Source organism: Flavobacterium daejeonense DSM 17708 (assembly GCF_000425425.1).
Lineage (GTDB): Bacteria > Bacteroidota > Bacteroidia > Flavobacteriales > Flavobacteriaceae > Flavobacterium > Flavobacterium daejeonense.
On record NZ_AUDK01000024.1, the window covers coordinates 18,250 to 45,067 of the forward strand.

The 26,818-nt window shown below is 34.0% G+C and carries 13 protein-coding genes; all 13 read right to left on the reverse strand.

Features of this window, described 5'->3' with window-relative positions; genetic code table 11:
• Positions 1 to 4: 4 nt before the first annotated feature.
• Positions 5 to 1,369, reverse strand: coding sequence for a glucoamylase family protein (locus H599_RS0115200; RefSeq protein WP_026714908.1), 1,365 nt, complete (start codon positions 1,367 to 1,369; stop codon positions 5 to 7).
• A gap of 3 nt (positions 1,370 to 1,372) precedes the next feature.
• Positions 1,373 to 2,740 (reverse strand): glucoamylase family protein, encoded by a 1,368-nt coding sequence (locus tag H599_RS0115205; RefSeq protein WP_026714909.1) that lies wholly within the window; start codon positions 2,738 to 2,740, stop codon positions 1,373 to 1,375.
• Positions 2,741 to 2,858: 118 nt separating this feature from the next.
• On the reverse strand, positions 2,859 to 3,935 hold the full coding sequence (locus H599_RS0115215) for a LamG domain-containing protein (protein ID WP_162174268.1): 1,077 nt from the start codon (positions 3,933 to 3,935) through the stop codon (positions 2,859 to 2,861).
• A gap of 44 nt (positions 3,936 to 3,979) precedes the next feature.
• The gene (locus H599_RS0115220; protein ID WP_035141746.1) at positions 3,980 to 5,512 is read right to left on the reverse strand and encodes a RagB/SusD family nutrient uptake outer membrane protein; all 1,533 of its coding nucleotides are present in this window, start codon (positions 5,510 to 5,512) and stop codon (positions 3,980 to 3,982) included.
• Between the two features lie 11 nt (positions 5,513 to 5,523).
• Positions 5,524 to 8,553 carry a SusC/RagA family TonB-linked outer membrane protein gene (locus tag H599_RS0115225; RefSeq protein ID WP_026714912.1) on the reverse strand — a complete coding sequence of 1,010 codons (3,030 nt, stop codon included), beginning with the start codon at positions 8,551 to 8,553 and terminating at the stop codon, positions 5,524 to 5,526.
• Positions 8,554 to 8,778: 225 nt separating this feature from the next.
• A complete protein-coding gene (locus H599_RS0115230; protein WP_026714913.1) occupies positions 8,779 to 11,613 on the reverse strand; it encodes a helix-turn-helix and ligand-binding sensor domain-containing protein in 2,835 nt (944 codons plus the stop codon).
• A 351-nt stretch (positions 11,614 to 11,964) separates the two neighbouring features.
• A complete protein-coding gene (locus H599_RS21430; RefSeq protein ID WP_081810586.1) occupies positions 11,965 to 12,180 on the reverse strand; it encodes an ATP-binding protein in 216 nt (71 codons plus the stop codon).
• Positions 12,181 to 12,253: 73 nt separating this feature from the next.
• Positions 12,254 to 14,188, reverse strand: coding sequence for a glycoside hydrolase family 97 protein (locus H599_RS0115235; RefSeq protein ID WP_035141760.1), 1,935 nt, complete (start codon positions 14,186 to 14,188; stop codon positions 12,254 to 12,256).
• Positions 14,189 to 14,357: 169 nt separating this feature from the next.
• Complete coding sequence (locus tag H599_RS0115240) at positions 14,358 to 17,003, reverse strand: glycoside hydrolase family 2 TIM barrel-domain containing protein (RefSeq protein ID WP_051590766.1); 2,646 nt, start codon at positions 17,001 to 17,003, stop codon at positions 14,358 to 14,360.
• 151 nt (positions 17,004 to 17,154) lie between these two features.
• Complete coding sequence (locus tag H599_RS0115245) at positions 17,155 to 17,844, reverse strand: hypothetical protein (RefSeq protein ID WP_026714916.1); 690 nt, start codon at positions 17,842 to 17,844, stop codon at positions 17,155 to 17,157.
• Complete coding sequence (locus tag H599_RS20395) at positions 17,841 to 22,115, reverse strand: T9SS type A sorting domain-containing protein (RefSeq protein ID WP_051590767.1); 4,275 nt, start codon at positions 22,113 to 22,115, stop codon at positions 17,841 to 17,843. The genes H599_RS0115245 and H599_RS20395 overlap by 4 nt, the downstream gene beginning before the upstream one ends.
• Positions 22,116 to 22,184: 69 nt before the next feature.
• On the reverse strand, positions 22,185 to 23,699 hold the full coding sequence (locus tag H599_RS0115255) for a RagB/SusD family nutrient uptake outer membrane protein (protein WP_026714917.1): 1,515 nt from the start codon (positions 23,697 to 23,699) through the stop codon (positions 22,185 to 22,187).
• 31 nt (positions 23,700 to 23,730) lie between these two features.
• Positions 23,731 to 26,802: a SusC/RagA family TonB-linked outer membrane protein gene (locus H599_RS0115260; protein WP_211253757.1), complete on the reverse strand. Its 3,072-nt coding sequence runs from the start codon at positions 26,800 to 26,802 to the stop codon at positions 23,731 to 23,733.
• Positions 26,803 to 26,818 lie beyond the last annotated feature (16 nt).

The following is a 26,818-nucleotide window of genomic DNA, read 5'->3' on the forward strand; positions in this document are numbered from 1 at the left end:
TGTTTTAATAATTAAATCCCAGTTTATCTAATCCGTTTTGAACCTCTTCATTTTGCATAAACAAATTCCAGAGCAAGCCCGTTCTGTAATTTTCAATCATAATAATTTGAGGGCCTTGGTCAATAGCCAGATATGTTTCGGTAACCCAATAATTATAATGCGGACTAAACGCATCGTAAAATCCGGCCGGCCCAAGTAACTTGGCCTTATTTTGATACAAATAGTGCATTAGCTTTAAAGATTCACTTGGAGTATAAGGCATAGAACTAATTCCTGCGGTTGGCGAAATAACTCCTTTATCGTTTGAGGGACTATGAGCAGAATATCCTCTGCTACCATCGGAATTACGGGAATAACTTGCTGTTAATCCCCAACAATTTTCCCCATAATCAACATATTTCTTTGGATTTTCAATACAATACTGTCTGTTTATTTTAGTATGGTTTACAACTAAATTCCAATAGTTTCCATATTTATCAGATACTTTTTTTGGGTTTAATCCTAAAAAAGAATAATGACTAAAGAACAAGGGACCACCATAGTTTGAACCACCTGCATGATTGAGTATTAACTGAAGGCCATATTGGATTTTTGAAGATGTTATTGCTCCATTATTGGCCCAACCTTCATCATAAACCTGAGGAGTTATCGAAAAATCCGGAGAAGCAGCACCTAAAATATAAGCTATCATGGTTTCATTATAGCCTCTTAATTTTAAATTAATATCAAAACCATAATTTGGACTCCAGTGCCAGAATAAAGCATTTTGATTTTGCGTATACCATGTCCACTCAATTCCTTTCCAGAGCGTATCGGCCAATCCAGCTAAGCCCTGTTCATCAGTCGGGCCTCCTTTAAAATACTCCTTTACACAAATTAACCCCTGTGCTAAAAAGGCTGTTTCAACAAGGTCTCCTCCATTATCTTTTGTGCTAAAAGGGATAACCTTGGCAGTATCACCATCAATCCAATGGGGCCAAGCCCCATGAAACCTATCGGCAGATTGAAAAAATGACAGGATTTTATGTAAACGTGTAACGCCCTCAGCTCTGGTAATATATCCACGTTCAATACCTACTAAAATAGCCATTAAACCAAAGCCGGATCCTCCGGTAGTGACAACATTTTTATTTAAATTAGGATTATCAGGATGAAAACGCTCACGAGCTGCACCTGAATTTGAATTTGCAAAATCCCAAAAATATTTAAAAGTCTCCTTTTGCACCAAATCTAACATTTCAGAATCAGTAAGCTTCTCAACAACAGGTTTGTTTGGTTCTGGCACATATGGCTCCTGATAACCCGGTCCATTATCTGAACTACAACTAACTAGTAGTAATGGGAAAACTAATAAATATAATATTTTCATTATTTATGGTTTTGTTGCTATTGAAAAACTTAATTTTCTTAAACCTGCATTTACATCTTCATTCTTCATAAATAAATCCCAAAGCAGACCGGTTCTATAATTTTCTATCATAACAGGAATAGGTCCCTGATCTATTGCCAAGTATCGCGGTGTAATCCATTTGTATTCTAAACTAAAGGCATCGTAAGGACCATATTTCCCGATTAAATCCTTATGGTTTTCATAAAGGTTTCTAAGCATTTTCATACTCGCTTCGGGAGTATAAGGAAATGACGATAATGCAGCTGTTGGAGCAATAACCCCTAAATCGTTTCCGGGTCTGTGCCCTGCATAACCTTTCATTGAATAACTAGATGTAAGCCCCCAAAGACTATCGCCGTAACCTTTATAGTTTTTAGGATTTTCCTTAGCATATTCATAATGAATAATAGCATGATTTTGTGTTAGCTTCCAATAATCTGCATATTGATCTTTTAATCCCTTTGGATTTAACCCCAAGTAAGAATAATGTGCCCAGAATAATGGTCCAATTGCGGCATTATCGTATTGGTAATAATCTAAAACCAATGGTTTATTGTAAAGCAAATCTTTAGACATAATAGTTCCGTTTCTAGCCCAGCCTTTCTCATATACTGATTTAGAAATAGAATGGGTAGGCGATGCAGCAGCTAAAACGTACATGATTAGACATTCGTTATACCCTCCAACAGCAAAATTCATCTCCCAGCCATAACTTGGTGACCAATGCCAATACAATACATCTTCACCCTTAGTGTACCAATCCCATTCTACCGACTTCCAAAGTTTATCAATTTTAGAGACCAATAGTTGTTCGTCTCCATTCCCATTCTTAAAATATTCAGAAACCGTTAAAAGTCCCTGAACTAAAAAGGCAGTTTCTACTAGATCACCGCCATTATCCTTCTTACTAAAGGGTAATACTTTTCCTGTTTCTCCATTTAACCAATGTGGCCAGGCTCCATGAAACCTATCTGCTCGTTCTAAAAAATCAACAATTTTAAGATAGCGCTTCAAGCCCTCCTGCTTTGTTATAAATCCGCGTTCTATTCCAACCAAAATAGCCATCAATCCAAAACCACTTCCACCAGTAGTTACGGTATTTTTAGGAGATGTATCATATACATCATCCATGTGTAATCGCTCTCTGGCCAATCCAGAATTAGGCTCTGCACCCTCCCAGAAATAGTTAAAGGTTTGACGCTGTATAGTATTTAATAATTTCTCGTCGGAAATTCTACTGCTATTTCGGTTATGTTCCTTAATTAGAAAAGATTTCTCACTATTCTTACAGCTAAATAAAAGCATGAGTATAGCTGTAAGGGATACATACCTAAGTTTATGATATAACATTGTAAAAAGATTTTTTTAATTTAGCTGCATCCGAAAATGCAGCTAAACCATTATTAACCAAATAAATAAAATAAACATTCACCAATTAAAACTACAAACCGGAGTTAGGTTTATAGTTTTAATTAGACCTGTTCATCACAGTTAGAATTTCAGCTTTAGAAAGTGCTCTGTTGTAGGTGCGAAGTTCATCCATAAGACCACCATCTGCTTTGTGATTCCATCCTGCAAAACGTGGTTCACCCGACATAATTGAAAGAATATCACAACCAGTCCAATCAATTGGCGCAGAAAGAGCAGCTTCTTTAACCAATACTCCATCTATATATACTGATGCTTTATTACTAGCAATACTAAATGCGATGAATCTCCATTTCCCATTATTGGTTTCGATATCGGCAGCGGCTCCTCCGTCAACCCATGTATCAGCTGTTCCATTTCCTACATTGAGTTTAATTCGTTGTTTTCCACTTGCATTCTCTCTGAATAATCTAAATCCATTTTTTCTATTATTCATAGCGTTTGGATTAGCTAAATCAGGTGGTCCAGCAACTAAAATACCTGCTCGGTCATCTCCCGCAAATACACCGGTTTTCACATTATACCAAAACGTAGCACTAAATTCATTACCCAAACCTAAATTACTGGTCGGAAAAGTTAAATAACTTCCTACTGCTCCAGCATAAGCAAATCCAAAATACCCTGCACTGGTAGTACTTGGTAATCCTACTACACTAGCATTAGTTTCACTAATTAACTCAATGTATGAACCATCAAAAAATGGCATATAGAATTTCTCGCCAGACATAATAGCTGAGTAAGTATTATCAACTTTAAAACTCATTGTCTTTGTAGTAAGTTTGCCATTAATATCTGTTGCAGCAATTGTTACACTATGATTACCTAACTGAAGAACTCCTACAGATAATTTTTTAACAAACCTTCTGTAGTCAATAAAATCTTTGAATTCTACAGGAGTTTTTCCATCAACTAAAACACTCACTTTTGCGATTTCAATATCATCCGAAACCGTAAAATCAACGTCTAGATTTGTTTGTGTATCTGTAAAAGGGATCACAATATCTCCAGACGGATAACTAATATTAACTACCGGACTTGCAGCATCTTCTCCAGGAGCTACTCTGGTAATTGGATCTATATTCTCGTTATCACAACTTACTAACAAAAATACTAGCAAAGTTGATAAACCAAAGTTTTTAAAAATATTTTTCATAATCTTAATTATTTTTTGTTTTGGTAATAAGCATTAAGGATATAGCTTTGATCCAATTGAGCTTGAGGATAAGGCAAATATGCCTTATTCATATCAAATGTTCTACCATCGTAACTTAACTCATTTGTTTTCTTTAAACGAATCATATCGTTGTATCGGATTCCCCATTCCATGGCTAATTCAGCAAATTTCTCATCCAATACATCTTCATTGGTTACACTAGATAATGCATTAAGGTTTGCTCTTTCTCTAACTTTATTTACAGCTTCAACTGCAGTTCCTGCAGTACCGGTAGCTCCTCTTGTTAAAGCTTCGGCATACATTAACAAAACTTCGGCATAACGGATTACTGTATAATTTTTATTTGTACCGTAAGAAGTTCTACCAGGAGTCAATTGGTTTGAAGGTAAATAATGTTTCCCACTGGCAAATAATGCTCGGGAATAATCTTTAATTACGTCTCCACTTCTTGTAGTATTTTTTACAAAAGCTGGCAAATTCGTATAACCTTCACTTTTTAATTCGTTAATTCCCCTATCGGTAAACAATACACTGGTTTCTAAGCGAATAGTCTCATTACGGTCTAGCATAAACTTAATATATTTTTTACTAGGTTCATAAAAGCCCCATCCAGCACCTGCTCCTGCAACTGCCGGTGTCCAGGATTGTGGACCATAAAATGCATATAGGTGTGAGATATTAAGACCTGAACCTTGTCCAAAATCAGAATATTGAATTTCCAAGATATTCTCATCATCCAATTTTCCAGGAATTTTAAACAAATTATAAAAGTCATTAGACAGTTTAAACTTGTTTGATTTGATGATTTCTCCGGCAGCATCAGCCACAGCCTGATAATTCTCATTATCAAGATTTGCCATTGCTTTTACGGTTAATCCAGTATATTTAGTTACTCCACCGCGCAAATCTGTTCTTTTATTTGGATGCATATCTACCAAATGTGGAATCGCTAAATCCATTTCATCTGAAATCCATTGCATCAATTCATTCTTTGGCAATACTTTAATCTGTGTTTGATCGGTACTTTCAATTTTATATACGTCTCCAAAAACATGAGATAACTCCAAAGTTATAAATCCACGCAATACTCTACATTCAGCTATATACTGATCAACCAATTCTGCTTTTACACCACCAGCTTTAAAGGCTTGTAACTGCTCCATTTGAGCTGTTATTTGCAATACATCCTGAAACCAAGTTTGCCAAAGGCTATTGTACATCCAAAAATTACTATCGTAAATATAATTATCAGTATCTGCAAATCCTTGTTGATCTCCTTTTCCTCCAGCGTTAACATCATCTCCACGTACAGCTAATAATGGAATTTGCTCCCAACCTACGTCCTGAAACTTTTGGTAAGCCCCGATAAGTGCTCCTAATGCAGCTTCTTGACTGGAATAATCCAGATCGTCTTGTACTACTACTAATTCTTGTTCTTCATCCAACTGGTCACTACAGTTTGTTAGCGAAAACATTGTCAGAACCATTAGCATTGATTTTACTATATATAATCTTTTCATAATTCTTTTTTTTAAAGTTTTACATTTACTCCTAATGAAACTACTGATGGAGTTGGGTATGTTTGTAAGTCTACACCATCAAAACCAACTTCTGGGTTAAATCCGTTAAAGCTCTTTGCAAAAAGGAAAGGACGATCTGCTGTTAACGAAAAACGCATTTCTGGTAATCTCTTGTCTGTAATTGTATAGGTTAATTGTATATTTTGAACTCTAAAGAAATCGCCATCCTGCAACCAGAATTTAGACATACGTTGGTTCCATAATTGTCTGTAACCTTCTGAGGAAGGGAATGTATTTGTTGTTCCTTCACCATGCCATCTGTTTACAGCAAGTTGAGCATCAACATTTCTTCCTTGTGTTCTAATAACCTCCGCACGGTTTCGGTTAAGAATGACATTTCCACCCTGACCATAAAATGCAGTGGAAAGTCCCCAGTTTTTATAATTTACCCCGATACTTCCCCCGTAATAGTAAGTAGGGATAGGTGACCCTAAATACTTTCTGTCTTTCGCATCTAAAACATCATCACTATCATCTAAATTTTTATACTTAAAGTAACCTGGCTTAATAACTGTTCCTTCATTAATAGCAGACTGAGCGACTGGATCAGCAGCGATTTCAGCATCGTTTTGATAAACTTTTTCAATATCCCATCCATAAAAAACATTAATTGGTTGTCCTACGACCAAGCGCTGTCTGAACTCTGCACTTCCACGATCTATATAAGGCTGTCCGGCCAAATCTGTAATTTTATTATCTATAGTACTAAAGTTACCTGATAGTGTATAATTGAAATCTTTTGAAATCTTTCCATTCCACGAAGCCTCAATCTCAATACCTTTATTACGAACACTACCTACATTCTGGAAGCTAACTTCAGTCCCTACTAAAGGGAATACAGCAATGGCTAAGTTCTTAGTATCTTTTACAAAATAATCAGCTTCCAATGATAATCTATTATCAAATAATTTTGAGCTTAATCCAAAATTTTTCTCCTCGGTAAACTCCCAATCTAAATTATCAGAGGCTAAAGTGAATTGAAAACCTGTAGTTAGAACATCACCAAATACTGTTGAAGTAGTTTCTGCACTTTGAGGAATACTTGCCGGCACAGCATCATTAGCTAATCTCCCCCAACCTGCTCTTAATTTAAAAAAGTTAATAAAATCAACATCCTTCATAAAAGATTCCTCTGAAATAACCCAACCTAAACCAAATGCAGGTAAATTGACATAGGTTTGGTCGTATTTGTTACTTCCTTCTGTTCTAAAAGTAGCATAGGCAAGATATCTGTCTTTGTATTTATATGCCAACCTTCCAAAATAAGAAAAACCATAATTTCTAAAACCACCATCGGAAGATGTTCTACTATCAATAGAAGTATTACTTAAATACCATGTTTTTTCATTATTACGAACAAATGCTGGAGATTCCGAATCGAAATTTCCACTGGTTTCGAAATTTCTACCATAATTATCTCTAAAAGACATCCCGGCAATAGCAGTAACATCATGATCTCCAAACTGATTTGTGTAGGTTAACACGTTATCCCATAAATAATCTTCATTTACTGAATTAGATAATGATATTGAAGACTGATTAATAGTACGCTGAAAATTATCCGAAACGTAATAAGGCAACAATACCGATCTACCATTGACAGCCTCGTAATTATATGCCAAACTTGTTTTAAAACTCAAATGCTCCGGCAATAATTTGAAATCTGCATAAAAATTAGCTGTTGTTCTTCTCTTTTCACTTCTTAGATTGGAATTATCTAATAAAGGAAAAGGATTTTGACTATCTCTATAACCAATTTCTCTTGCATCAGCATATGGTAATGGATCTGCATTTGTAAAATTAGAATCAAAAACAGGTAATATCGGTACGGCATAATAGGCTAATTGCCATGCCGATGCTTCGTCGTTATACTTTGTCGAATTACTAAAAAGCATATTACCCCCAACAGTTACCCAATCTCTAACTTTGGCATCAACTCTTGCTCTTAAATTAAAACGTTGATAACTATTTTTCATATTTAAAATACCTTCTTGAGAAAAGAAATTTCCTCCTACAGAATAGGCTACCTTCTCTGACCCTCCATTAATTTGAAGATCATGATTTGTAATAGGAGCTTCTTTTAGAACCTCTTTATACCAGTCAGTATTAACATTTGGTACATTAGGGTTCACTCTACTACGTCCAAAACGTTGCATAGCCTGATCAATACTTGCAATTTCTGAGGCAGATCCCGATTCTAAAGCAAAGGTTGTAAACTGCTCGGTATTAGCCATCTTTAATACATTAGACGCACGTTGAATACCATAATATGTTGAATATTCAATATCAGTCTTTTTATTATAACCTCCTCCTTTAGTGGTGATTAACACCACTCCATTTGCTGCTCTAACCCCATAAATAGCAGAGGCAGAAGCATCTTTAAGAATAGAAATATCTTTAATTTCAGAGGCATTAAGGAAGTCAATGTTACTGTAGAACATACCGTCAACAACAAATAAAGGCGCTGAATTACCATAAAGAGAGTTAAGACCTCTAATGTTTATTTGTGGGGTTTCTCCCGGACTTCCAGAACTACTTACCTGTACTCCGGCAACCTGACCTTGAAACCCTTGAACAATTTGAGCAGCCGGCGTTTTAGCAATCGCTTCAGGCTCAATTGTAGTGATAGCACTTGTCAAATCAGCTTTCTTTTGTGAACCATACCCTACTACTACAACTTCATCTAATGAGGACACGTCACTTTCTAATGACATTTTAATGATAGTTTGATTAGTAATGGTAACCGTTGAAGTTTTATATCCTATAAAACTAAATTCAAGGACTTCTCCTTTAGAAACAGCGATTGAATATTTACCGTCAAAATCGGTATTTACTCCACTGGAAGTTCCTTTAATAATAACATTAACCCCTGGTAAGGGCATATTATCTTCTGAGCTAGTGACAATTCCAGAAATATTTAATTTTTGAGAATATCCACTAAAAGATAATAGAAATAACAATAATAGAATTTTTGTTTTCATATAACTTTTGGTTAATTAATAGTATGTGCAATTTACCCCCACCTAATAATACTTACCAAAAATTTGAGTACGTAAAAAATACGTCAACTTTTAATATTTCATAAAAAATCGAATATTGACGTACTCCAAACCCGTTAAAACAGCCTTTTTCTAATACATCATAAACAAATTGACGTAGTAATGAAGTAGTAAATTAACTTAAATTCTTCTTAACAAAAAGGAATACTAGTTAAAATTTATCAAAAAATCACTTAAAGAAATTTCATTTTCTAAATTTAGTTTGCTTTTTAATCTATATCTAATAGTTTCAACCCCTCTTACTGAGATATTCATTAGTGGTGCAATTTCTTTATTACTTAAATTCATTTTGATGTAGGCACACATCTTTAGGTCTTTGGGTTTTAAATTTGGAAATTGAGCTTTTAATTTATCAAAAAACACTTCATGTACCTGATTGAAATTATATTCAAAAACTTCCCATTCATCTTTTTGCTCAATAGAACTGTCCATTTTTTTCATAAGCTTTCGAAATATGTAAGTATCTTCAAAAGCATTTTTTGCGTTTATCAATTCATTCTTAATATCCAAAATTGATTCATTTTTCTTCACTAAAGCCATTGCTGTATTAGCTAATTGCTTACTTTTTAGATTTAATTCGTTTTTTAATGCTTCGTTTTTTAATTGAATAATTCTTTTCTCATTTTCAATAGTCTTCTCTCGTAATAATTCTCTTTGCTTCCGTTCAAGCTCTAATTTTAAACGTCTTTGCTCATTAAACATCTTCTTTTTGTACAAAGAATACATAAAAGCTAAAAAACACATTAATAATACAAAATACAAGCTCCCCCCTTTATAGCTTTTGTACCAAGGAGGCATTATACTTACGGTAAGCTTTCGCAACTTTGAAATTTTCCCCAAAGAATTAACCGTTCTTAACTCAATGTGATAATCTCCGTCTTTTAAATTTGACAACTCTAATTTATTTGCTCTTAATTTAATCCATCTATTAGGGGTAAAATTTTGAATTCTATATTCGAAATAATGATTCTCTGATTTTGGTGATGAAACGTAAATAACAACACTTTCATTATAGGCCGCCTCAATCTCCTGATCTACAGCAATCACTTTCGATTTATTATTAATTTCAACTCTATCAAGAACTGGACTTTGCAGGGGCAAATTTGTATAATCGTAGTCTCTATTGATTAGCATAAAACCATCATAAAGATTAAGGGCATATATAGAGTTAGATATTTTAGAAATTCTTTCATTACCTACAATTAGTCTGTTTTCATAAAAATTTCTTTTCAGTGAAAAGGTATCATATTCATTTGAAAAACCACTAAAATTTATAACTTTTTCATCTGTCATATAGACTAAAAAATCTAAATTATCATCAGATATAATATTTGATTTTTTTCCTACTTTTTCATTAAGAAATTTATGTGGTACGATACTATCAAGGAAAGCTTCATATTTATACCAACCTCCATTTGTTTTGAAACAAATTTCATTTTTTATTTTGTAAACCCTTACGTTATAATCTGATTTCAAAAATTTTTTCCCATAATCCTTAATCGCAATAATTGAATCAAAATTGTCATCAAATTTAACTCTATAAAGTCCTTTATAAGCTTGTGCCGCCCAAATCGTATTCTTATCCTGAAATACAAAATATTTAATTGGCATAGTATTAAATTTTGGAGACAATGATGTTTTACTTATATGCTTTGCATTCCATTCATTATTTTTCTTTTTAAACTTAACAAAACCTATATAAGTACTTTGAATATAAACATTCGGAGTTTCAGGTGTTTTTTTAATAGTCCATCCTCCTGTATGATTTGATATCTTTTTTAATTTAAAATTATCAACAATAAATGTCCCTTCATTATGCCCGCAAAACAATTCTCCTTCAATTTCTTTTAAATCCCAAACCTGACCCTGAGAACCCTCTATAAATTTTAATTCATCATTTTTATTTAAATAAAACAAACCTGTATTACTTCCTATATACACAGTATTTTTATAACTAATAACATCATAAACAGCCCCTAATTTACCCGAAATGTCATTGTACAAATAATTAGTACGATCTAAATCAATATAAGCAATTCCATTATCTAAGCCCAACCACAGCTTATTATAAGCATCTATACTTTGACCTAATACAGTATTATTGTTTAATCCGTTTACTTTATTAATATGAAACAGAATTTCACCTTCAACATTAGTTACATAAACACCATCCTTTATGGTTCCAAATACCATTTGACCATTTTTCAACTTAGTAAAATCACTTAGTAAATGTTGTTGAATAAAACTATTTATTTTGAAATTTGCTAATCTTAATTCATTATCTATATAAGTAAAACAGCCTCCTTTTGAAGTAACAATTAATAGCCCTTTTTTATAATTAGTAATAGATACTATTTTAAATTTACTTAAATTCAAATCATAAATCTTTTGTTCTAATTTATCATTTCTCAATTCAAAAATCCCATGATTAAGTGTAGCAACATACATCTTTTCATTTACCGCACTACATGAAATAACTGCCGATTTTGGTGATATTTTTATTATTTGACCATTTGGTTTGTATATATAAATATTTTCAAAAGAGCGAAAAACAATATCTTTTCTATATGACAAAATTTGCCATATATCTTCATTATGAGATATTCGATCCTCAATAGTACTACTTAATGACTTATATGAAAACACCCCTCTTTTATCTTTCTTCCAATAACCAAATTCTGAATGAGACCCTCCGTAAACTAAACCATTATGGGCTAAAACAGATCTTACTACTGTTTTATTGGGAAGCTCAAATAAATCCCATTTTATACCATCAAACTCTAATAAACCATAATCATTTGCTACATAAACTCGTCCGTCCTTAGCTCGGGACACATCCCAGTTATGATTACCACCCTCGTAATCAGACAATAAAAAATTACGGATGCCAGGTGTAAATTGAGCTTTTGCATTATGAGCTACAAAAGGCATAAAGAAAAAACCAAAAATAATATTAACCCAAATAAATTTACTTACAGTCATTTATGTTTTTTTACCAAATATAAATTAAAATCATTATTTGGCTCTAATCACCATTCAAAACAATTTCATGAACTTGATTACAAGATATAAAGTTGGTTTGTATCTGTGAGATAGCAATACATTTTTATCATATTACTCGAGTTAGGACTTAAATTTTAACTTATAAAACAGGGAAGAAAAATTCAAAAAGATATTATTAATTTAAACCATTAACCAGTATGAAGAAAAAATACGGTAATCGATGCCCAAATAGAGCAATTACTTACCCAGTTTATGTATAATAATGTCTTATTAATCCAGTAATGATATTTCAGAACAAGACAAAACATATTATCCATCACTCTTTGTGTATTATTTCTCCATAGTAAAAACAAACTTTGTCCATTTTCCAATTTCTGATTCCACCTCAATTGTACCACCTAAGGCCAATACCAGTTTTTTTTTTTTTACTGTTGCAAGGCCTATACCGTTTCCAGATTCACCAAATTTATCATAAGTATCCAGTACCTCGAAAATTTCAAAAATTTTATGCTGATTTTCTTTTGAAATCCCCTGGACCGTTATCAGTCACTGAAATTTTATACTGCAATTCTTTGGACATGATGAACAATACATCTTCTCTTTTTAAACTAATCTTGAACTACTTTATAAACTGTATAATAAATCCTCCTTTAGGGACTAAATTATATTTCCAGTTTGAAATTAAGGGATATGATTGCATTTTAAATTCCATTAACGGATCTTTTCCTTCGGAGATAATCCTGAATTTTGAAAAACCCTTGCCATATTTTTTAAGGTCAATTGAAACCGGCATTTCTTCATTAGTTCCGTTTATCCCTACAATATATGAAAGCGATCCATTTTGACGATATAACACTATAGCCTCTCCTGGTTTAGCGATAATACTTTCCGTTCTATCCCAGGTAGCTGGCATTTCTTTTAATAGATTCTTAACTTCAATAGGAAGTGAATCAAAAACTTCTTTTGAATCAGCAAAATGAATAATTCCTGATGTTAGAGTCATAGCAGTGGCAAGCTCATGAATCGCTGTATTTAAACGGGGATAAGTTCTCATTGTTAGTGCAAAAGGAGTATAATCTGCAGGACCCGCCACATTTCTTGTAAAAGGTAATACTGTGTTTTGCTCAGCCGCTTTTTCAGGAAATCTCGGTTCATAAAAATAACTTTCAGTCCCTAATATAGCTTCGGCAGTCATAAAGTTAGGCCAGGTTCTGTGCCAACCTCTGGGAACAGTCGTTCCATGCAGGTTTACCAATAAATGCTCTTTAGCTGCATCCTCAAAAACTCCCTGTAAAGCTCCCATTACCTCTTGCCTATCTGAACACCAAAAATCTATCTTAACACCTTTAACCCCAATATCAACCAGCTGTCTGAATCTCTTTTTTCTAGCTTTTGGTTCAAAAAAAGCTGATGAATATCCCCATACTAAAGGCTTGATTCCCTTAGAAGCAGCATATTTAATGATTCCTGACTCTTGGTTAGCTTTTTCCCAACCAGCATCAAAAAGAGTATAATTAAATCCAAATGAAGCTGAAAGATCAGTAAAATCATTATACGTTTTAGCCGAAAAATCATCAGGATGAGACCACCATGACCATGCGGCCTTTCCTGGTTCAATCCATGAAGTATCTTCAATTTTAGAAGCAGGAGCCAAATCGGTTATTAAAGTCGAAAGTAAAATATCGCCGGCCTGATTGCCAGTAATAATTACCCGCCAAGGCATTGTCCATGGCGTTTTATACTTTGGTTTGGCATCTGCATTTTCGTCTATCGGAAGGGTGTATCTTTCATCCTGTTTTGCAAATTCAATGCTGTAAAGTCCGCCATGAGAATCGGCTGCTAAATGACATCCAGGAAAATTGCCATCCGTTCCGGATTCGGCTATAAGCACCCAATTTTTTTTATTATTTACATTAAAAAGTGCCGGCATACACCAACCAACAGACGGATTTCTAGCTTTTTCAATAGAATCGCCCGCAGTTACATGAAGATAAAAATCTTCGTATCCCGGCGTATATTTTCCTGCTTTATTATAGGGTTGCAACCAGCCTTTAGCTCCTTTCTCAATTTGGAAACCGGTCAATTCTTTTTCTACGACCTGAATTTTTCCGGATTCATCAGGTAATCGATACCTAAAAGCAACTCCTTCCTGGCCCGCTTTTAAATCGACTATAAGTAAAGCTCCATTTTTATTTTTAAAACTAATACTCTTAGTAGTAAAAAGATGATCGATTTTATTGTTGTTTCCAACTTGTAAGGAATAAACTTCTCTTTTTTCCTTAACATCCGAAACAGTAACAACTTCTAAACCTTCCGTAAAATTTTGATTCTCACAAACCAGTCCCAAAGGAGATTCGCCAATAACTATGGCATTATTTCGCTTTACTTTGTAAGCTAGTTCGCCTTTTTGATTTAACGACAGTATAATTTCGTTTTTACCTTCTTTTGAAACTAAATTTAGTTCTTTTTGCTTTAGTTGATGTTGCCCATACATTATGAACGGCAAAGCAAAAGCAATTAAAATCTTTTTAAAATCGGACAAAAAAATAGTCATAATCATTTATTTTAATAATTAATCTTGTTTTATTTCATTACAAAAACACAATTCAGATATTTTTATCTGTAATCACACCCTTTACTAAACTATTATATTTAAAACCTGAGTTTGAAAAACTTTGAAAAAAACTTTGACAACTTTTTAAAAGTTGTCAAAGTTGATACTATTAATAGATTTTTTCTATCTGTACTGCATTAATTACAGATTCTCCCTGATTGTTTTTAAAACTAATTGTAATCCCTTCTCCATTAGAAACCATTAGTCTTGTTTTTACATCATAAGCCCGGAATGATTTAAGATAGTTTTGATTTGAAAGTCCTTCGAGCAATAATTTACCGTTAATTAAAACATCAAAATCCCTTCTGGCAAATGATGGTGCATTTCCAGTTGCAGCTGCTAAATTATAGATTAAATTCTTTAATTGATCTTTTGTCAGCAATTCAGCAAAACGCAGTGTAACATCATAAACTCCATCTGGTACATCCGCTTTAAACGCATCCAATCCAACACGCTGGGTTTCATAGAGCGAATTGTTTACGGTTCCCAAAATACCTTTATTGGATCCATACCTTGGTTCGGAAGGATTCATTTTAAAAACCTTTCCTCCAACGTATCCCCAACTACCTGAAGTATATTCTTTTTCAGGAATCCAGGATATTCCGGTTTCGGAATCTAAATACATCCTTTGATCTCCCAAACTGACATTTAAAGCAGTAAATGGATTTTCTTTGGATTTTAATTGATTTGGTATTACCTGAAATTCTATTGCTGAAAAATCCTCTGTAGTATCGTCTTTGGCATACAGCAAATTTTTTCCGTTTTGGAAAGTCACCTGAAAAGTAGCCATTCCTAAATTAACAGGTTTTGTCCCTAGCTTTTTCCCATTCAAAAATAGTTGAACCTCTTTTGAACTACTAAAAACAGTTACCGGCTGTGTCGCTTGTATTTCGCTGGCTGCATCAGCTAGTTGTGCTCTTTTTACCCAATTTTGGGAAGCAATTTTAACAAAAGGTATTGTTGTTAAATTGGCTTTATAAAACCAATACGCATCTTTGGGTTTTCTGTCGTCGGTTAAAACCCCCTTGCTATTCATGTGAGGCACAACATCTTCCCTGAACTCATTGTTAAATTCGACTAAGTTCCACATAATTCCTCCCGAAATATAAGGTCTATCCTGAATAGCCTTTAAATAAGCAGCATGAAAATCTACATTGTACTCTTCGGAAAAATCGAAACGAACAGGGGTAAAATCATGCAGGTTTTGCTCTGAACCTGCACCGTATTCGGTTATCAATGTTGGAATGTTGGGATAGTCTTTATGGAATCTATCTATATAATTATCAAAGCCTGAAAACTCACCTACATACCATCCGTAGTACAAATTCCACCCGGCAATTTTCGGAATAGTAATCAGTCCTACTTTTTTATAGCGGTCGTAATCTCCATGAAAAGCGATTACCGTATAACGATTTGGGTCTTCCTGACGGCTAAGGTCTTCTGTTTTTTGTGCCAAATTTCTAAGGAAGGTATAATAATTTTCCCGTTGCGGAGTATTATCATTATATCTTGGATCTATCAATACTTCGTTCATATATCCCCACATAATGACGCTCGGGTGGTTATAATTCTGGCGGATCATTTCTTTTTGCATCTCCAAAAAATTTTTGGCAAATACTTCCGTTTCGGTTACACGATTATTTCCGGGAGTTTCTACGGCTGTTAATATTCCAAGACGGTCACAGGTTTCCATAATTACCGGATCCTGCGGATAATGGGCAACTCTAAGAAAATTACCCCCCATTTCTTTTAAAAGTTCTATATCTTTTTTGTGCAAAGCATCCTCCAAAGCGTTTCCTTTGCCTTTATAATCCTGGTGTCGGCTGGCACCCATCAATTTTAAAGGTTTTCCATTTAAAGTAAAACCAGTTGTAGCATCAAAATTGAACCAACGAAATCCTAAAGGCTGAACCGTTTTATCCAACTCTGCATGACTGCTTTTATCAATTAAAGTCGCCACCACTTTATACAAATAAGGTGAATCCGGGGACCATAATTTTGGATTTTTAATATTCTTAAAATCAATTTCAAAATTGCCTGTTTTGCTTATTTGCCCTTTATTTTGTTGCACCAATACGTCTTGTGCGTCTAAGACTGTCACTTGCAATTGGGTGTTTTGGTTAGAACCCGAAACACGACCTCTAACATGTACCGAAGCTTTTTCGGCAGTTACGATTGGTGTGGTGATAAAAACTCCCGGAGAAGTATATTGATCTATTTCAAAGTGAACAGGATTCACCACTTTAAGATATACATCTCTGTATACCCCTCCATAATAAGTAAAATCAGCACTCAACGGAGGAATGTCTTCATTATGTGCATTACTCACTTTAACCCATATCTCGTTGTCTCCTGATTGCAAATAAGAGGTAATATTAAAATTAAATGCCGTATAACCTCCTACATGAGAACCGGCTTTTTTCCCATTGATGAAAACTTCAGTTTCCTGATTGGCTCCTTCAAAAACAATAAAAATATCTTTACCTTTCCAATTGGACGAAACTGTAATCTTTTTTTTGTACCAGCATATTCCTCTGTAATAACCCGGTGTTTCATCCATGACATCTACAACGTTCCAGCAATGCGGAATATTTACCGTTTCCCAGTCTGTTTCTCCTGAATTATTGGGTGCTGCTACATCGCCTTTATGAAAACTCCAATCTGTGTTAATACTTTGCATGGCTTGTTGAGCATATAAAAGAACACTTGTAAACATACAAGATAATGCAACAATTATATTTTTCTTTAATTTCATTATGTTGTTAAATAATAGTATAGCAATAATTATAAATTTTGTAATTCCGCTTTAAACAAAAATGATTATTAAAATATTTTGCTATTGTTAATCGTTTCGATACTGAATAAAACAACTAAGCAATGATTTCTCATTGCTTAGTTGCTCATTTTTATTGTATATTAAGAGTATATATAGGACTAAAACTACTACTGGTTCCATCTGAAGATTTTATTCGCCAATAATAAGTTCCCGCATCCAACTGAACATCTAAAGAAGATGCACTCAAATTAGAATATTCAGTTTTAGGTGTTTGTTTTCCATCTACCTTATCTAAATATACAGTATAAGTTAAATCATCTCCATCTGGATCTGAACCTTCCCATTCCAATGAAACAGTACCCGTAGCTAGCGTTTCACCAAACTCAGGACTCAAAATTGTAGCAGGAAACGGTACATAATTTTCCTGAGGTTCACCCACAAAGAAGAAATTCCAAGTTTGACTCACAGCTGTTTTTTCTCCTTTAGAATTTCTGGATATCACATACCATGAATAAGCATGATTATGAACCAACTCCAATTCCTTTTTTGTTTTATAAATATCTCTATAAGTAATATAGTTTTCACCTGTTTCTAAATCGGTTACTACAATATCATATATTTGAGCATTTTCTGCTCTTTCCCATTCAAAAAACACTCTGCTTTTATCTCCAATAGTGTTTATACCTTCTTCACAACTTTGCCCTTTTAAAGGTGAAATTAAAGTTACAGCTTCAGGCAGAATATCCTGAACTTCGTCTTTGGTACATGAAAGAGCCAAAAACAAAGTCATCCCTAAAATTAATTTTAATTGATTTTTCATTTTTTGATTACTTTAAAAGTTTGATTAATGTCTCCATCTGAAATTTTAACCAGATAAACACCTGCTTGTAAATCACTCAAATCAACACTAAGAACATTTGATTCTACTTTCTCTTGTTCTTGCAATACACATCTTTGTCCAATGTCAAAAACCTGAACGTCCACAGATTTACTTTCTGTTTTAACAAAAATCTGAACCACATCTGATGTAGGATTAGGATATAATCTTAAACTTTCTGAAACATATATTTTTTCAAAATAAGATCCCTGACACTCTAAATCTCCTCTAACTGCTACACTGTTAGTACCACTTTGTAAATCTATATCGTACGAACCTTTTACATAAACCTTTTCTTCTCCATTAATACTAACATAAAATCGGTCAGCACCATTTAGTTCTAAATTTAACACTCCTGATTTATTATCAAATTTTGAACTTACATCAATAGTTTCCGGTTGAGTCACATCGATTTCAAAACACTGTTCGTAATCTGCAATACCGTCTATTGTAAAACATATATTGTAAGTACCCGAAGTAAGATCTTTAAATTCATAAAAACCAGTACCAGCAGGTATAACAATAGGATCACCCTCAGACATTTGAACCATATACTTATAATCTGTGTTTTTAAGTTCAATACTTATATAACCATCCGATTTTCCATTACAGCTTACATTTCGGGATAATATTTTATAATTGTCAGGTAGTGAAAAAACACAGGCATTTTCTCCGGGATTAAACTCATAAATGGCTGCATCTTTAGCACCAAGATTAACTGCCAAAGATCCATCCTTTAAAGTAAAACGACTTCCTGTAAACAATTCTCTTACACAGTAACCTCCACTAACTAAACCAAGACGTTCTATGTTAATTTGATAAGCTTTAGCTGCGTTTCCATAATTTAATACGACTAGATAGTTTTTACCATTCACTTCATTCACAAATAATTCACTTGCAGAGGTGTTAGAATTACCTTCCACAGGTGTAAAAGCAGTACCAACCTTAACTAAATCAAGTAAACTTTGGTTTTGCAAAAGTTTTTTTGCAGCATCAACCCATGCACCGCTTACAGAAAAATCATCTCCGTTAACAAAAGAACCATTTACAATTCCTGATGCCATTCTGGCACGATTTTCTCCTTCGGTAACTCCGGTAAAAACAATATGGTCTCCATCAATATAATCATATAATTTAGATTGCCACCATCCATAAGTGTTACTGTTTAGTGTGTATTCTGAAGAATTTATATCTGCCCATGCATCACAGGCAATTCTGCGCATATGTGCATATCTACCGGTAGCCATATTAGGTGAAATAGCCGCATATACTAACATATCATTACCAATTCTGTTCAACAAATATTCCATACCTTCTTTATAAGCCTGCATCCCTGTGGTTACATTGGCATTATAAAATTGATCTGCTTCAACAGCTGCGTGCCCAAGAAAATCCAGTTTAATCATTTCAAATCCACTTGCCTTGAATTTATCAATGGCAAAATTAATTCTGTCTTTAGTTCCCGGATGTGTCGGGTCCATAGCTCTACCTCCATCAATAATTGTAACGTTTCCATTAACCTTAGTCCAGGCTGCCGGATAGCGGTGACTGCTTCCTTCTATCTGTCTATCCCAATCTCCCCAATCAACAAAAGGTGTCCAATAAATTCCCGCTTTTAAATTATGCGCTTTGCAATACTGTACAAATTCATTCAACTTACTAAAATCACCTGTCAATCCTCCGGAAACCATGTTATCCCAATATGAATCCAAATCGATAAAAGCAGTATCTCCACTTCTGAACATTGGAATCTCATTTGCAAAAAATTCTGCATTCGCAATTGCTTTATCAAAAGTTAATTTATCTTTAATAACACCCCAACTATTCCATCCTATTGGGGTAGCCTTATTCCATTGTGCAATATATCTTGTATCTGATTTGCTTGTAGCCACGGCATAATCTTCCATTCCAGTACGCCAATCGTCATAAAACCCTATGAACACTTTTGGTGATTTTACACTACTTCCTTTAATTTTTCCATGTTCAATTTGATCTCTTGTTACATTAGAAGCTGTATAACCTCCCCAGATACGGAATTTAGACAAATTATTTCCAATACCTTCTGTTTCTACGCCAGTTTTCCATATATCATGTTCAACAGAACCTACAATGAAACCGTTTCTGCTGTTATTTTCATAAAACGCTGTAACCTCAGAACTAATATTACTTACAGTGCTAGACATTGATTTAGATTGATATCGTACAAATGCATCGTTATCAAAAGGAACAAATAACACTCTGTTATCTCCTGTCTTATCAATATTAACCTCTGAAGAAACCAAAGGAGCCATATAATTACTTTCTAAAGAAGTTCCTTCAATTGAAACATCCATTAAAAAATAAGGTTTCCCATCATAAACATAAAAAATTTGCTTCATTGGCGGATGTGTACCACCGGTCAAACTAACAATTACTTTATTTCCACTTCCTATATTATCTGAGAAAGTACTTTTATTAATTGTTCTTTGCGTATAATCTTTAGATGTATATACTGCACCGGAATTATTAGACAACTCCGAATAAGCATCTTTAATCATTAATTGATCACCCTGATAGACATTAATAACACCTGTTGTCGTATTATATGCGATTGTACCGTTATCTCCATACTCAAAAACATCACAATTAGCACAACTTCCGACAGCTCCTGAAGACAATCTCAATGAAAAGGCATCAATATTAGGTGCCCAACCACTATCATTAAAAAACTTTAAAGTATTAACTCCTGCAATCAAATCTATACTGACATCCTGATTAGCGTATGAATCCCAATTTCCTGACCAACAAGATAATTCGGCAGCAGTTCCACCATTTGCCGAAACGAACATAGTTCGTGGATCGCCTGAATTGAAAATCATTTTTAAGTTATAAGTTCCCGCTTCGGGAATAGTAACATCATAAGTCATGTAGCGGTCATAACCTAAATCGCCTACTTGCTTTCCTCCGGAACAACTAGTACAATTTTGGATAGTAGCAACTCCAACCAGTGTCGAACCGGTTTCTGCCTCATAATAAGTTGCCGCAGTAGGCAAAAGCTCCAGCGAAAATCCATCTATATTAGGTGCCCAGTCATTAGGATTATAAAACTTTATCTTATTGACACCTGATGCCAATTTTACCTCTACTTCACGATCTGATTTTGTATTCCACTCTCCATTATTACAAAGAAGTCGTGCCGGAGCATCATTATTGGCAGCAATAAAAATAGAACGATCCTGAGCTGTAGAATACCCAAATTTCAATTTGTAAGTTCCTGCCTGAACAACAGTAACATCATAAGTAAAATAGCGTTCAAATCCTAAGTCTCCCACCTGCTTTCCTCCTGAACAGTTACCACAATCCTGAGCACTGGCAACACCAAATAAAACACCATTCTCAGCTTCATAATAAGTACTGGAATCTCTTTCTTTTAACCTTAATGAAAAAGCATCAATATTAGGAGCCCAACCATTATCATTGTAAAACTTTAAAGTATTAACTCCACTAACTAAATTTACAGTCACATCCTGATTGGCATATAATCCCCAATCAGCTGACCAACAAGTAAGCATTACCGGACTACCATCATTTGCTGATATTGATACAGATCTCGCATCACCAGAATTGAAAACCAATTTTAAGTTATAAGATCCAGTTTCCGGGACTGTAACATCATAAGTCATATAGCGCTCATAGCCTAAATCATTCACTTGTTTCCCTGCTGAACAATTGCTACAATCTTGAACGGTGGCAACTCCATACAGAGTAGAACCCGTTTCGGCTTCATAATAAGTTGCCACATTAGGTAGAAGTTCCAGCGAAAAACCATCGATATTAGGAGCCCATCCATTAGGGTTATAAAACTTTATTTTATTAACACCGGCAGCCAATTTTATTTCTATTTCACGATCTGATTTAGTACTCCATTCTCCGTTATTACAAACAACTTGGGTTGGAGATTCTTCATTAGCAGAAATAAAGATAGAACGATCCTGAGCTGTAGAATAACCAAATTTTAATTTGTAAATTCCTGTCTGGGCAACGGTCACATCATAAGTAAAATACCGCTCATAACCTAAATCGCCTACCTGTTTCCCTCCTGAACAGTTACTACAATCCTGAATACTGGCTATCCCAAATAAGGTACCAGCCTCCGCTTCATAAAAAGTTTGCGCATTCAAATTACTGCTAAGAATGAGTAATATAAATCCAAAAAAAGTAATTATTTTTTTCATATTCATTATTTTTAATAATTAAAACGGATTCCCGACACTCATAAAAAAGTGTCGAGAATTACCTCAAATCTAGTATCCCGGATTTTGATCCTCTTCATTTATTGACTCATTTTGTTTAATTTCTGATTCTGGTATTGGAAACCATTTATGAAATTCAGCTATGGTACCTGATGCCTTAGCCCAAGGATTACGTTCCTTTATATAATTTACAAAATTACCTGTCCTTATTAAATCCATTCTTCTCCAACCTTCAAAACCAAGTTCCCGCATTCTCTCATCCATTATTTTCACTCTAAACTCTTCTTTAGACAAACTAGAAGACCATTCTTTTCCTGCCGGCAAAGTACCTCCATAAGCTCTTTTCCTCACTGTTGTATTAACTAAATTAACTGCCTCTGCCGTTTTTCCTAATTCATTTAAACATTCTGCTTTACACAATAAAATATCTGCCAAGCGTAAGTAATAAATTAAACCTCCACAATACCAAAAATTCTGCTTCCCCTGCGTTCTTATATCTTCAAATTTTTTAGTATGAGGCTCTAACTCATCACTTTGTCCGGTCCAGGTAATTTGAGGTACTCTGCCATCAGGCAACTTAAAATCATATCTTATACTTGCCGTTTTTCTGGTATCGCCATCCTCTCCTACCCAAACATCAGAATGATAATATTGTGTTGGAAGTGCTAAATCATAACCTCCAAAATAAGTATTTGAATCAAGATCTGCTACTGCTCTCGAACCGGCATGATGTTGAACCATGTTATTATCAGGCGACTGATTAATAAACTGAAATGCATATATCGATTCACTTGAATTTTGATTCAAAGTTGTATTAAACAAATCTGCATAATTAGGTAAAAGGGAATAATTTGGAATGACCATATCAAAATATGCAACAGCATTTTCATAATTTCGAACTCCTGACTCTACTGGTGCATATAGATAAACTTTTCCTAATAAGGCTTGAGCTGCACCTTTTGTTGGTATTTTCTTATTTTGCTGAGTTAGAGGCAAATGCTCTGAAGCAAACTTTAAATCATCTATAATAAATTGATATACATCAGGTAATGGTTGTCTTGATTCTCTCATATTCTTCAAATCAATAATCGGTATCTCTCCCCACAACATAACCAAATCAAAGCAGACAGATGCTCGAATAAAAGCTGCCTGCGCTTTAAGTTCATCTGATTTAGCATAATATACAGCCTTTGCTGCTGCACTTACTACTGGCCAACGTTTACTCCACTCTCCTGCCAAAGTACTATTACTAGCATTTAGTGCTCCATTATATTTATCTAAAGCTGCCTGAGTATTATTTTCCTGAATTTGTTGACCACCTTGTTTTCCTTCATCACTTCCCAAAGTAAAATACAAAGCACTTCTGTCCTGACGTGTATTTCTCCATTGTGTATATAACCCTGATATTAATAATTCAAGGTTTTCATCTTTTCCATAAACTTCTTCTTCTGTTAAACTTGTTTTTGGAGTTTCATCTAAAAAGTCTGAACAGGATGTAAATCCAAATAACAGTAAGAAAAGTATGTATATTGATTGTGTGATTTTTATGATTTTTATCTTTTTCATCTTCTTAAGTTTAAAAATTTATCATTAAATATTAAAAACTGATATCTAATCCAGTCACTATCATCTTTGCAGTTGGATACCAATCTCCATTTTCAGGATCATATCCTTTATATTTTGTCCAAGTGTATAAATTGTTACCACTAACATAAACCCTCAAATTAGACAAACCAGCTTTCTCTAACACGGATTTAGGTATATTATAAGACAAAGTAACTGTTGACAGTCGTAAATAAGAAGCATCCTGAAGTCCCCATGAAGTATCTCCGGTACCAAATCGCTGTGCATTATCATAAGTAACTCTTGGAATATTAGTATCAGTATTAATTGGCGTCCATCTGTTTAACATATCTTTATGAGCTGGTCCAAAACCATTACTATTCATTAATCCTTCATAATAACCACTAACTTTTGTAGCTCCATACGAATAAGTAAAAACTGCATTTAAGGATAAATCTTTCCACGAAAATTGAGATGAAAAACCTCCATAAAATTTAGGATCTTGTTTTCCAACAATCACCCTGTCATTTTCATCAATAATCCCATAACCCTCTTCTCCTTCTTTTTGTTGATCTTTTGGAAGTATATCTCCTGGTTGAAGTGTTTTCCCAGGAAGTTGTAAACTGTTTACATAATCCATATCTTCTTCCTGAATAATTCTGTCAAATTGATATGAATAAATTGAATTTAAAGATTTCCCCAGAAAAAAGTTACCTGTTCTTTGAATTTCCGTTCCGGTAAATCCTCCAAAATTATATATAGCATCCACATCGCCATATAATTTTGTCACCTTGTTCTTATCAGCTGAAATATTAGCAGATACATTCCAATTAAAATCATCATTAACAATTAAATCACCAGCAACAGAAACTTCAAAACCTTTATTGGTCATTTCTCCAATATTTTCGATAGCAGCATTATATCCGGTAATCGTACTTAGTGTTCTTCTCATTAACAAATCTGAATTGACAATGTTAAAATATTCAGCATTAACCGTTAAACGCTTATTGAGAAGTTGTAAATCCAGACCAACATTAAGTTGTTTTTGTTTTTCCCAGTTAAGAGCAGGAGTTCCCCTAACCCCTGAAGAATTAAAAGAGACACTTCCATTCGAATAAACTGGCTCATACAAACTGTAAAAAGAATAATTAGGAATATTCTGATTACCAACACTTCCGTAACCAAATCTTAATTTCATTAAATCAAACAACTGCTGATCTTTCATAAACTCTTCTTTGGCTACATCCCAAGAAACGGCAACTGAAGGAAAGAACCCCCATTTGTGTCCTTCTGCAAATTTTGAAGACCCATCATAACGACCTGTTAAAGTCAACATATATTTCCCATCATAACTATAATTCAATCTTCCCAAATAAGACATTAAAGTAGCGGTTGTAAAATCAGAGCCTAAACTAAAATTAGTTTTATCAAACGCACTTCCTAGATCATAATAGCTAAAATCATCTGTCGGAAAATCTCTCGCTAATACATTGGTATAATTGAAATTATCCTTACTTAAACTTGTTGAAAAAAGTGTTTTAAGACTACTTTTTCCAAAATTAGTATCATAGGTAATAGAGTTATCCCATTGATAATAATTAGAATGATCTAAATTATGTATAGCTCTTCCTAAATAAGAACCTCTCTTTGCCTGTTGTATATCACGAGGAACATATTCATAATATTCCTGATCAACAAAATTAATTGCAAAAGTAGTACGTGCAGTTAGTCCTTTCAACGGATTTATTTCAGCATAATTAGAAGATGCAATCATACTTCTTGATCGATCTTTTTTGATTTTAAGTGTATTCAAAGGATTTTCTGCATTAATATCCCAATTATTTCCCCATGCCAGATATAAAGTATCTTTATACCTTTCAATAGGCAATAATGGATTTGCTCGACGAGCATCTTCAAAAACATCCCCATCAACCTCTTTACTTATTGATTTTGTATAAGAAGTATTAGTCCCAACTTTCAACCAAGGTTTGATTTTACTATCAGCATTAATTCTACCTGTATATCTTGTGTTTGAAGAATTTTTCATCAAACCTTGATCATCAATATATCCTAAACTCATATAATAAGAACCTTTATCCGATCCTCCTGAAAAACTTAAAGCATGATTCTGTTCAACCCCATTTCTGGTCACTTGTTTTAACCAATTATAATTTTTACCCTGAGCATAAGTTTCCTTTTCATAGTCAGCAAACCAATTAGAATTTTCCCCTAACAATGCTTCATTTATAAACTGTTCTTTCGGAGCATTAGGATACTGCGAAAAATAATCATCCGCTACATGAGAATTCATTAAAGCATCAATCCTTAACTGATACATATCTTTAGCTCCCAACGTTAAGTTTTCATTGGTAAAATCTTTCATACCAACCCAAGTTTTATAAGTTATTCTACCTTCTCCTTTAGAACCTTTTTTGGTAGTAACAACTACCACCCCATTTGCTCCACGAGAACCGTATAATGCAGTCGCACTGGCATCTTTTAGAATATTAACAGAAGCCACATCATTAAGATTAGTTAAATTAAAATCTCCATCCATGATAATACCATCAACCACAAAAATTGGATTTCCGCCATATTGTAGTGAATTATTTCCACGAATTTTGATACTGGCATTACCGCCTGGAGAAGGATCATTCTGGATAAAAACACCCGCAGCCCTTCCTTGAAGAGCATCGTTAATACTAGTTACAGGACGTTCTTCAAGTGTTTTTTGATCTACATTCACAATAGCTCCGGTAAGATCTCCCTTTTTAACAGAAGCACCTACTATTACAATTTCATTCAATGATTCGCTGCTAGATTTCAAAACAACATCAATAATTGTTTTACTTGCTACTGCAACTTTCTTTGTTTCAAAACCTATATAACTAAAAATCAGAGTGGCTTCTGATTTCACTCCTTTGACTTCATAATTCCCATCAAAGTCTGTCACAGTACCAATGTTTCCTCCTTCAACAAGAACATTCACCCCTGGTAAAGGTAAATTATCCTCATCTGTCACTTTCCCTTTTACATTTTGAGAAAGAGCAAAATTAAACATCAACACCAATGACACCGTACAAAAAATTGTCATTCTATTCATCATTGTTTATTAAATTTTG

Excerpts from the sequence above, each read along its gene's own strand:
- H599_RS0115200 (WP_026714908.1), bottom strand. The coding sequence starts at position 1,369 with ATGAAAATATTATATTTATTAGTTTTCCCATTACTACTAGTTAGTTGT.
- H599_RS0115205 (WP_026714909.1), bottom strand. The coding sequence starts at position 2,740 with ATGTTATATCATAAACTTAGGTATGTATCCCTTACAGCTATACTCATG.
- H599_RS0115220 (WP_035141746.1), bottom strand. The coding sequence starts at position 5,512 with ATGAAAAGATTATATATAGTAAAATCAATGCTAATGGTTCTGACAATG.
- H599_RS0115225 (WP_026714912.1), bottom strand. The coding sequence starts at position 8,553 with ATGAAAACAAAAATTCTATTATTGTTATTTCTATTATCTTTTAGTGGA.
- H599_RS0115230 (WP_026714913.1), bottom strand. The coding sequence starts at position 11,613 with ATGACTGTAAGTAAATTTATTTGGGTTAATATTATTTTTGGTTTTTTC.
- H599_RS0115235 (WP_035141760.1), bottom strand. The coding sequence starts at position 14,188 with ATGACTATTTTTTTGTCCGATTTTAAAAAGATTTTAATTGCTTTTGCT.
- H599_RS0115240 (WP_051590766.1), bottom strand. The coding sequence starts at position 17,003 with ATGAAATTAAAGAAAAATATAATTGTTGCATTATCTTGTATGTTTACA.
- H599_RS0115245 (WP_026714916.1), bottom strand. The coding sequence starts at position 17,844 with ATGAAAAATCAATTAAAATTAATTTTAGGGATGACTTTGTTTTTGGCT.
- H599_RS20395 (WP_051590767.1), bottom strand. The coding sequence starts at position 22,115 with ATGAAAAAAATAATTACTTTTTTTGGATTTATATTACTCATTCTTAGC.
- H599_RS0115255 (WP_026714917.1), bottom strand. The coding sequence starts at position 23,699 with ATGAAAAAGATAAAAATCATAAAAATCACACAATCAATATACATACTT.
- H599_RS0115260 (WP_211253757.1), bottom strand. The coding sequence starts at position 26,802 with ATGATGAATAGAATGACAATTTTTTGTACGGTGTCATTGGTGTTGATG.